7 protein-coding genes are annotated in these 10,187 nt (G+C 43.4%); 3 read left to right on the top strand and 4 right to left on the bottom strand.

Annotation, left to right across the window (positions count from 1 at the left end; all coding sequences use genetic code 11):
• Together ACR2F7_RS07690 and ACR2F7_RS07695 are read left to right on the top strand one after the other, a co-directional pair.
• Positions 1-2,913 (top strand): efflux RND transporter permease subunit (locus ACR2F7_RS07690; protein ID WP_432712998.1); only part of this gene is annotated, 2,913 nt, incomplete at its 5' end.
• A complete protein-coding gene (locus ACR2F7_RS07695; protein WP_432712999.1) occupies positions 2,900-4,318 on the top strand; it encodes a TolC family protein in 1,419 nt (472 codons plus the stop codon). The genes ACR2F7_RS07690 and ACR2F7_RS07695, both read left to right, overlap by 14 nt.
• Before the next feature lie 51 nt (positions 4,319-4,369).
• On the opposite strand, the gene mazG is transcribed toward ACR2F7_RS07695, so the two are convergent.
• The 3 genes from mazG to mnmD are packed head-to-tail and all read right to left on the bottom strand — an operon-like array spanning position 4,370 to position 6,890.
• The gene (gene mazG / locus ACR2F7_RS07700) at positions 4,370-5,176 is read right to left on the bottom strand and encodes a nucleoside triphosphate pyrophosphohydrolase (RefSeq protein WP_432713000.1); all 807 of its coding nucleotides are present in this window, start codon (positions 5,174-5,176) and stop codon (positions 4,370-4,372) included.
• 52 nt (positions 5,177-5,228) lie between these two features.
• Positions 5,229-6,182 carry an aldo/keto reductase gene (locus tag ACR2F7_RS07705; protein WP_432713001.1) on the bottom strand — a complete coding sequence of 318 codons (954 nt, stop codon included), beginning with the start codon at positions 6,180-6,182 and terminating at the stop codon, positions 5,229-5,231.
• Between the two features lie 21 nt (positions 6,183-6,203).
• On the bottom strand, positions 6,204-6,890 hold the full coding sequence (mnmD, locus tag ACR2F7_RS07710) for a tRNA (5-methylaminomethyl-2-thiouridine)(34)-methyltransferase MnmD (protein ID WP_432713002.1): 687 nt from the start codon (positions 6,888-6,890) through the stop codon (positions 6,204-6,206).
• 52 nt (positions 6,891-6,942) lie between these two features.
• Between mnmD and ACR2F7_RS07715 the strand changes: the two genes are divergently transcribed.
• Complete coding sequence (locus tag ACR2F7_RS07715) at positions 6,943-7,281, top strand: MmcQ/YjbR family DNA-binding protein (RefSeq protein ID WP_432713003.1); 339 nt, start codon at positions 6,943-6,945, stop codon at positions 7,279-7,281.
• Between the two features lie 65 nt (positions 7,282-7,346).
• On the opposite strand, the gene ACR2F7_RS07720 is transcribed toward ACR2F7_RS07715, so the two are convergent.
• Positions 7,347-10,187, bottom strand: a 2,841-nt coding sequence (locus ACR2F7_RS07720; protein ID WP_432713004.1) for a M13 family metallopeptidase, incomplete at its 5' end; no start/stop codon positions are given.

Consider the following 10,187-nt stretch of genomic DNA (forward strand, 5'->3'; position numbering starts at 1 on the left):
GTTTATTTTAAACTGGGTACTAACCCAGACCAGGCGGCCGTAAATGTTCAAAACCGTGTATCTCAGGCTACGAGTCAGCTCCCTGTAGAAGTTGTACAAGCAGGTATTACGACCGCAAAACAACAGAACAGTTTAATCATGGTAGTGGATATGTTTACGGAAGATTCCCTTAACTATGATCAGGCCTTTTTAGCCAATTATGCGCAGATCAACATCATTCCCGAAATTAAAAGGATTCCGGGAGTAGGACAAGCCCTGATTTTTGGTGGAAACAAAGACTACTCTATGCGTGTATGGTTAAATCCGGCGCAGATGGCAGCTTACCAACTGACCCCGAAAGAAGTAACGGCCGCTATTCAGGATAAAAGTCTGGAAGCTGCTCCGGGAAAATTTGGAGAAAGCAGCACGGCTTCTTTTGAATACGTTATTAAATATAAGGGTAAATTAGATAAACCTGAAGCTTATGAAAACATTGCAGTAAAAACCAATGCCGATGGCTCTATATTAAGGCTCAAAGATGTTGCCCGGGTAGAATTCGGTACCTATACCTATGGTAACTTTACCCGTGTAAACGGCAAACCGGGGGTAAATATTGGAGTAATGCAGTTGTCTGGATCCAATTCCAATGAAATTCAGATTGCCATTGCCAATTTAATGGAAAAAGCATCAAAGGACTTCCCCAAAGGGGTGAAATACCTGATGTTATATAACACCAAAGATTCCCTTGATATTTCTATTGAACAGGTAAAATCAACACTGATTGAAGCCTTTATTTTGGTGTTCATCGTGGTGTTTATCTTCCTGCAAGACTTTCGCTCTACTTTAATTCCGGCTATTGCTGTACCGGTAGCTATTTTAGGAACCTTCTTTTTTATGCAGCTGTTTGGATTTTCCATCAACCTGCTTACCCTTTTTGCCCTGGTACTCGCCATCGGTATTGTTGTGGATGATGCCATTGTGGTGGTAGAGGCTGTCCATGCTAAAATGGAACATCACAAACTAGCTCCAAAAGCAGCAACACTTTCTGCCATGAGCGAAATTACCGGTGCCATTATTTCCATCACCCTGGTGATGTCGGCAGTATTTTTACCGGTAGGTTTTATGGAAGGCTCAACAGGTGTATTCTACAGACAGTTTGCCTTTACACTGGCTATTGCCATTGTTATTTCTGCTGTCAATGCCTTAACATTAAGTCCGGCTTTAACAGCCCTATTTTTAAAAGAAAGTAACCATCATTCTGCAAACCCTGCTGAAAAGAAAACCTTTAAAGAAAAGTTCTTTATAGGTTTCAACTCCGGCTTTGACAAACTGACCAACAAATACCTTGGTGCACTGCGCTTTTTAATTCGTTTTAAATGGGTAAGTGTTGCTGGTTTGGTTATTGTATTGCTGCTGACTGGTATTTTGGTTAAAAGAACACCTTCAGGATTTATCCCCTCAGAGGATCAAGGTTTTATTGCCGTTTCCTTGTCAATGCCTGTAGGTGCTTCTTTAGACCGTACCACTAAGGTGATCAAAGAGCTGGAGAACAAGCTTGGCGACATGGAGTCCAAGAAAACACTGATGGGCTTGTCGGGTTTTAACATCCTTACCCAATCGTCAAGTCCTTCTATGGGGGTATCTTTTATCCTGCTCAAACCTAGTAAGGAAAGAGGAAAAGTAAAAGACATCAACGAGATCATGAATGAAGTGCGAGGCAAACTTGCCACTATTAAAGGTGCTAATTTCTTTGTCTTTACTTTCCCTACCGTACCGGGCTTTAGTAATGTCGACGGTCTGGATATGGTTCTACAAGACCGTACAAATGGTAAGCTAGATAAGTTCAGTGGCATTAGCAACAAATTTATTGGGGAGTTGATGAAACGCCCGGAAATTGCCGTTGCCTTTACGTCCTTCAGGGCAGATTTTCCACAATTGGAGCTGCAGGTGGATGATGAAAAAGCAGATCAGCTGGGGGTAAGTGTTAAAGACGTATTGCAAACCATGCAAGCTTATTTTGGAAGTACGCAAGCATCAGATTTTAACCGCTTTGGTAAATATTACCGTGTGATGGTGCAGGCAGATAAAGTTAATAGGGTAGACCCATCGGCTATGGATGGGGTGTTTGTTAAAAACAGCTCTGGAAATATGGTGCCCATCAATACCATTGTTAAACTTAAACGTGTTTACGGGCCAGAGAACGTATCGAGGTATAATTTGTTTACTTCTATCGGTATCAATGCCATTCCTAAACCCGGTTATAGTTCTGGAGATGCCATTAAAGCAGTAGAAGAAGTGGCGGCACAACAATTGCCTTTCGGTTATTCTTATGAATTTACCGGATTAACGAAAGAAGAAATCTCTTCCAGCGGGCAGTCGGCCATTATTTTTAGCCTTTGTTTGATCTTCGTTTATTTCTTGCTTGCCGCACAATATGAGAGTTACATTTTGCCTTTCGCCGTGGTGTTGTCTATTCCAGCAGGTATTTTAGGTGTGTTTTCAGCCATTGGCTTAACCGGTATTTCTAATAATATTTATGTGCAGGTGGCACTGGTAATGCTGATTGGCTTGCTGGCCAAAAATGCCATCCTGATTGTAGAGTTTGCCGTGCAGCGCAGGCGTGCTGGTAAATCTTTAACAGCTTCTGCTATTGAAGCCGCTAAACTGCGCCTTCGTCCCATCATTATGACGTCCCTTGCCTTTATTGTGGGCATGATTCCGATGATGAATGCCGTTGGCCCTTCTGCCTTAGGAAATCACTCCATCAGTATTGGTGCTGCCGGGGGCATGGTGTTCGGTGTGGTGCTCGGCTTGCTGTTCATTCCTGTGCTTTTCATCTTCTTCCAGTATTTACAGGAAAGAGTGAGCGGTACAACCGTGGTATTAACTAAAAAAGTAACTCCAATTAAAGAACTTGTTTATGAAAACGCTTAATTATACAGCTTTCCTCATCGTTATCATGGCCCTGGCCATGGGATGTAAAGTGTCGAAAGATATTCCCGTACCCCTCAATGCCACGCCCGCTGCTTTTAGGGGCAGCGTGGCCAGTGACTCCAGCAGCATTGCCATTTTACCTGTCAAAGCTTTTATCCAGGAGCCTGATATTCAACAATTAATTGATACAGCCTTGTTGAGGAATTATGACCTGCAGCTGGCGGTTAAAAATATTGAAACTGCAGAACTGCTGTTTAAACAAGCACGCCTGGGCAATATACCGGTGGTAAATTTACAGCTTTCGGCCAGTTCAAACCGACCATCAGACAATAGTTTAAATGGCTTGAGCTCCAGTCAGTTTTTAGGCACTAAACATATTGAAGACTATACTGCCAGTTTGGGTTTAAGCTGGGAAGCAGACATCTGGGGGAAGATTAAAAACCAGCAGAAATCTGCCATGATCGCCTACCTTCAAACTGCTGAAGCCAGAAAGGCCTTGCAAACCAGAATTGTGGCCAATGTAGCACAAGGTTTTTACCAATTGCTGATGATGGATGCACAGATGGAGGTGGCGAGAAGAAATCTCAAGCTGAACGACAGCACCTTGCGCATTATCAAGATGCAATTTGATGTTGGTCAGGTTACCTCGCTGGCCATCCAGCAGGCAGAAGCACAACAACTGGTGGCCGCACAGCTGATTCCAGAATTAGAACAGGCCATCACTATCCAGGAAAATGCGCTCAGCATCCTCACCGGAAAAGTGCCCGCAGCAATAGAGCGCCAGTCGAGCCTTGAGCGCATAAAAATTCCTGTAGAACTGGCATCGGGCTATCCAGCAGCCATGGTGAGTGCCAGACCAGATGTGCAGATTGCCGAGCTGGCCCTGAATATGGCCAATGCCGAGGTAGGTATTGCCAAGGCAAATTTATACCCTACATTAAGTATTACAGCCAGCGGTGGATTAAATTCCCTAAAGGCGAGTAATTGGTTTAATGTACCTGCTTCCTTATTTGGGGTAGTGGCTGGTGGCATTACGCTACCACTATTTCAGCGTAAACAGTTGAAGACAGAATATGAGGTTTCCAAAATAGATAGAGAAAAGGTAGTAATTCAGTTTAGACAGGCGGTGTTGAATGCCACAGGCGAGGTGTCTGATGAACTGGTTAAAATACAAAAGCTGCAAGAGCAGTATGCTATTTCCTTAAAACGAGTAGAGACTTTGCAGCAGGCGGTTAAAAACTCCAACTTATTGTTTAAGAACGGTATGGCTACTTATTTAGAGGTCATTACGGCACAAAGTAATTCTTTGCAAAGTGAATTAGCATTGGCCGCTGTTAAAACTTCTCAGCTGATTGCTGCGGTAGAACTTTACCGTGCTTTAGGTGGGGGCGTAAATAAGTTATAATTAAAAATATGATGATTAAAAAAGCCCCATCATCGGGGCTTTTTTAATTTTCTATTTAGTTTTCGCTTCGTTCCAATAAACATCCATTTCAGCAAGCGTCATGTCTTGCAGAGCTTTGCCACTTTCCTTGGCTTTTTCTTCCAGATACTGGAAACGTTTAATGAATTTCTTGTTTGTTTTTTCTAAAGCATTTTCAGGATTGATGTTGATGAACCTTGCATAGTTGATCAGAGAAAACAGCAAATCGCCGAATTCACTTTCTGCTTTATCAGCATCAATGGCACTGTTATCAACCACATTGAATTCATCCTTAAATTCCTGCAATTCTTCTTCTACTTTCTCCCAAACCTGGGTTTTATCGGCCCAGTCAAAACCAACACCACGGGCTTTTTCTTGAATGCGACTGGCTTTAACCAATGAAGGAAGACCAGCGGGTACGCCTGCCAATACAGATTTATTCCCTTCTTTAAGTTTAAGTTTCTCCCAGTTTTGTTTTACCTCGGCTTCATCCTGCACAATCACATCGCCATAAATATGAGGGTGGCGACTAATCAGTTTTTCACATACGCCGTTTAACACATCAAGGATATCAAACTCTCCTTTTTCTGAAGCTATACGGGCATAAAATACCAGGTGCATCATCACGTCACCTAATTCTTTTTTAATTTCCTGTGCGTCGCCTTCCATAATGGCATCAGACAACTCATAAGTTTCCTCAATGGTCAGGTGCCTTAAAGTTTCCATGGTCTGTTTTTTATCCCATGGACATTCAGTGCGCAGTGTATCTAAAACAGTTAAGAGCCTCATGAATCCAGCAGCTGGATCATTGGCCGTTACAGGTGGAATGTTATTTGGCATTTATAATTATAATTTGCTGGCAAAGTTAAGGTTTATTCATTTAATGGAAGAGCTACCTCCAGTAGCTGGCTTCATTTAACAGGGTGAGGGCTTCATGATCAAGTTGCAGGGTGGCAGCCTGCGTGAGGGCGGCCAGCTGTTCTAAATTAGTTACACTGGCAATGGGTGCTGTTATTGCCGGCTGGGCAATGAGCCATGCCAAAGCTACCGTTGCTTGCTGAACTTTATATTGTTCGGCAACCTGGTCCAGTGCTTTTAAGATCTGGAAACCGCGTTCATTGAGGTAATTTTTCATGCCACCACCTCTTTGACTTTTGCCAAAGTCAGCTTCGCTGCGGTATTTTCCTGATAGGAAACCACTGGCCAAAGAAAAGTAACTGATAACACCCAGGTGATGCTCCGTACAGATTTGCTCATAATTCTGCTCAAAGCTTTCCCTGTTGTAAAGGTTATATTCTGGCTGGAAGACCTCGTAACGCGCCAGGTTGTTATTGGTGCTATAGTCAAGGGCAGAAAGTAACCTTTCAGGACTGAAGTTTGATGCCCCAATCCAGCGTAATTTCCCTGCTTTAATCAGTTCGTCATAGGTTTGAAGGGTTTCTTCCTGTGGCGTATCCTGGTCATCAAAATGCGATAGGTAAAGGTCGATATAATCAGTTTTTAACCGTTTAAGCGATGCTTCCACCGCCTCGGTGATGTGCTTTTTTGACAGCCCTTTATTGCCGTCGCCCATATCAGAACCTACCTTGGTTGCAATAATATGCTGGTCGCGGTTTTTACGCTCCTGCATCCAGTTGCCAATAATGGTTTCTGATTCACCACCTTTATTGCCGGGTTTCCACCGGGAGTAAGAATTTGCAGTATCTATTAAGTTAAAACCTGCTTCGGTAAAGCCGTCCAGTATTTCGAAGGATGTAGCCTCGTCAATGGTCCAGCCAAAAACATTGCCTCCAAAAGCTATGGGTGCAACGTATAAATCTGTGTTTCCTAATCTTCTCTTTTCCATGATGATGATTTTTGCTAGCTGCTATTCGCTGCTGTTTGTTAAAACTTTAGTAGCCCTTAACATTTCTCTTTTTCCTGGTGCTCCAGGTAATTTTTCCACCGTGAGTCCTGCTTTTTTTACTGCCCTTTTCAGGTTGCCTGTAATGGCATAGGTAACAAAAATGCCGCCATCTTTAAGGAAACTGCAGGTGTGGGCAATCATTTCTTCTGTCCACATTTCTGGCTGATGCTGTACTGAAAAAGCATCAAAATAAATGACATCGTATTTTTTGGTCGTATTGAAATCGTTTAAGGTGCAATGGGCAATTTCCAGCTGTTGTGATGGAAAGAGTTCTACTTGTTGGCCAATGGCCTGTTCATAATGATTTGTTAAGCTTTTCCAAATGTTTTCTGAAACATACTTGCCATATTCGGTCAGCAGCAGTTCTTCTTTTTTGATAGGAAATGCTTCAATGCCTGTATAGTTTAAGCTGACCTGTTGTTCCAGGCAATGCTGCAGACTAAATATATAATTAAGTCCAGTGCCAAAACCCACTTCCAGTACGGCTACTTCTGGTGTTTCCGCATTTTCGATGGCCTTTATTAACCCTGCATTGATAAACACATGGTGACTTTCTTGTACTGCTCCATGTTTGGAGTGGTAATTCTCGCCAATGGTTTCATTAAATAAGGTGTTGGAGCCGTCGGCAGTTTGGATTATTTTATTCATTTGTTCAAAATTAAGAGAAAGCTTGCATAAATTAGCTATAAATACACAAACTATGGACATTGAAATGTTTAGGGAATATTGTCTTTCACTGCCTGGAACTACCGAAGGGATAAAGTGGGGAGAACACCTTTGTTTCATGATTGCAGAAAAGATGTATGTCATTATTGGCTTAGATGAGGGCAGTGCAAGCTTTAAATGTGATCCTGAAGAATTTGAGGAGCTTACTGCAAGGGATGGCATTATGCAGGCACCGCATATGGCGAAAAAACAATGGGTAAAAATAGTTTCCCTGGATGTACTTAACGACCAGGAGTTGAAATCTCTTACGGCCACATCAAGGGCATTGGTGAAAAGCAAGCTCTCGAAAAAGATGCAGGCTTTATATGATTAAATTTATAGGCAAAAAATAACCCAGGCATGAGCAACATACCTGGGTTAGCATTCTTTAAGGGTAATTTACCACATCCTGATTCTATCTTCAGGTTTCTTGTACAATTTATCTCCTGGTTTCACATCAAAAGCATTATACCAGGCATCCATGTTTACCGGTGCACCGATAGTTCTGAATTCTCCTGGCGAGTGAGGGTCAGTTTTAATTTGCTGTGCCGCACTATCGTCAAGGATATTTCCTCTCCATACTTGTGCCCATGAAAGGAAGAAACGCTGATCTGGCGTAAAACCATCAATCTTCTCGTTCGACTGGCCCTGTTTAGTTAATTTAAAAGCAGTATAAGCAGCATTTAAACCACCAAGGTCACCAATGTTTTCGCCCATGGTTAAGTTACCATTAACGTGGATGGTGTCTAACACGGCATAAGTGTCAAACTGAGCACCTAAAGCCTTTGTTTTTTCTTCAAACTTAGCTTTGTCTGCTGCAGTCCACCAGTCGCGCAGGTTACCTTCTTTATCATATTTAGCGCCACTATCATCAAAACCATGAGACATCTCATGACCGATTACAGCACCAATACCGCCATAATTAACGGCATCATCAGCCTTAGGGTCAAAGAATGGGAATTGAAGGATCCCTGCAGGGAAAACAATTTCATTCATTGTTGGATTGTAATAAGCATTAACCGTTGGCGGCGTCATTTCAAAACGAGTACGGTCTACAGGTTTCCCTAACTTGTTAATCATTTCGTTATAACTCCATACAGATGCATTACGCAGGTTTTGGAAATAAGTATCCTTTTTAACTTCTAAGCCTTTATAGTCTTTCCATTTTTCTGGATAGCCAATTTTGGGTATAAAAGCGTGAAGCTTAGCCAAAGCTTTTTCTTTAGTTTCAGTACTCATCCAATCAAGGCCTTTAATTCTGATTTCAAAAGCCGTACGCAGGTTTTTGATCAAGTCAGTCATCCTTGCCTTGGCTTCAGGGGTAAAATATTTAGCCACATATAACTGACCTAATAATTCACCAAGGGTTCTGTCCGTTAAGGAAGCCATGCGCTGCCATCTTGGTGTTTGAACTTTTTGTCCTGTTTGTGCCTGGGTAAACGCAAAGTTTGCATTCACAAAAGGAGCACTTAAGTTAGGCGCACTGCTTTTTAATACAGTCCAAGTTAAATAGGTTTTCCAGTCGGCAACAGGGATGGCCGTTAACATGCTATCAGCAGTACTGAAAAAATGAGGTGCATTTACCAAAACGGTATCCTGACCTTTAACTTTCATCTGCGTAAATAACTCTGCCCATTTTAAGTTATGCGTGCTTTTAGAAAATTCTGCTACAGCAAATTTATTGTATGTTTTATAAGGATCGCGCATTTCCAGCTTGCTCATCTGTGCTGCTGCAAATTGTTTCTCTATAGCCATCACAGCGGCTGCCTTTTGTTTGGCTTCTGCTGCAGAACTTCCTGTTAAGGTAAATAGGGTAGTCATATAAGTATTAAAGGCATCCCTAATTTTTAGCGAGCGACTGTCGTCTTTTAAATAATAATCGCGGTCGGGTAGGGTGGTGCCACCCTGGCTAAGGTATGGTAACAGCTTGTTAACATTTTTTTCATCCTGATCAACGTAGAAACCAAATATAGGGCTTCCAATACCGACAGTACGCATGTAGATGACTTCGTTGATGATTCCCTTAAGGTCTTTGATATTTGCTACCCTGGTTAAATCAGCTTTGATAGGTGTATAACCTAGCTTTTCTATTGTTGCACTGTCCATTGCAGCTGTGTAAAAGTCACCTACACGTCTTTTCAACGATCCTGCAGGGGCAGCTTTATCGGCTGCAGCTTCCTCTACTAAACCTTTTACTGCATTGATATTGAAATCACGCAACACATTGAAACTTCCCCAGCGTGTTTCTTTGGCAGGTACAGGATTATTTTTGAAACCCAGATTGAACATCTGGACTGAGTCGCGGCTGGTCAGTGCCAAAAGCTCTGCCGAATATTGGGCGATTGCGAGACTTGTTGCTGGAGATCCCAACACCTCCTCTCGGATTGTTTTCAGCTTCCTGTTCTCGAGGTCAAGATCATCCCGAACAAGCGTGTTTCCGGCGCAGTAAACGAGTCCGGTTTTGACACCAACCACAGAATACACTGGGCCTGCGGTGTGCCGCTTCTGGAACTGCCTCCAGTACTCAATCTTGGGCCCCTCGCCAACACTACCCGCGATCCTGGCAGTGCTTATCACAATGATGCGGCCTTGTCGAGTCGTGACCACAATGTACCGCCAAACCTTCTGCATACTTGTGTACACCCATTCGACCAATCCGAAGATTCGATCATCGGGCTTCCCCAAACCATGAATGTCCTCGTTTGGCGCTCTGGGCTCTGATTTCTTTTCGCAGGCTTGTCCCAGGTCCTTTCCACTTTCGGGGTCAATGAACAACAGGCTCGTGCCACTGGGCTTGTTGACCGCGACAATGAGACACTGAAGGTTGGCCGAAAAAAGTATCTTGGTTGGGGTTCCATTGATGGGAATGTGCCTCTGCACCGGACTGGCCATATGATGGAGCTCCGCGAGTAGCACCTTGGACCCGGAAACCATCAGAACAGAACTGGTGTTGGGGGCGCTAGTCGGGTAATTGACAGAAGCGCCAAAGTCCACTGGTGGTGTGGCTGCAGACAGAGATCCCTCGTCAACGGGGAATACACGGAGTTGCTTCCTGAATGGAAACCGTACACTGTCGTGGCAGTGGTCCCCAAGGAAGACAAGGTTTCGGTCGCATGTGACAAGGATAAAAGGTTCCCCGCTGTCGTTGTGGGAATGATGGGTGAGACCGACTGTCGTTTCACCGAACCTTTCCATGTCGAATTTGAGCTGGCCGTCAGTCTGTGACAGGGCCAGGAACAT

Origin of the sequence: Pedobacter sp. (assembly GCF_045628745.1) — a bacterium.
Taxonomy (GTDB): Bacteria; Bacteroidota; Bacteroidia; order Sphingobacteriales; family Sphingobacteriaceae; genus Pedobacter.

Coding starts and splice junctions, on each gene's coding strand:
- mnmD (WP_432713002.1), bottom strand. CDS start 6,890: ATGAATAAAATAATCCAAACTGCCGACGGCTCCAACACCTTATTTAAT.
- mazG (WP_432713000.1), bottom strand. CDS start 5,176: ATGCCAAATAACATTCCACCTGTAACGGCCAATGATCCAGCTGCTGGA.
- ACR2F7_RS07705 (WP_432713001.1), bottom strand. CDS start 6,182: ATGGAAAAGAGAAGATTAGGAAACACAGATTTATACGTTGCACCCATA.
- ACR2F7_RS07695 (WP_432712999.1), top strand. CDS start 2,900: ATGAAAACGCTTAATTATACAGCTTTCCTCATCGTTATCATGGCCCTG.
- ACR2F7_RS07715 (WP_432713003.1), top strand. CDS start 6,943: ATGGACATTGAAATGTTTAGGGAATATTGTCTTTCACTGCCTGGAACT.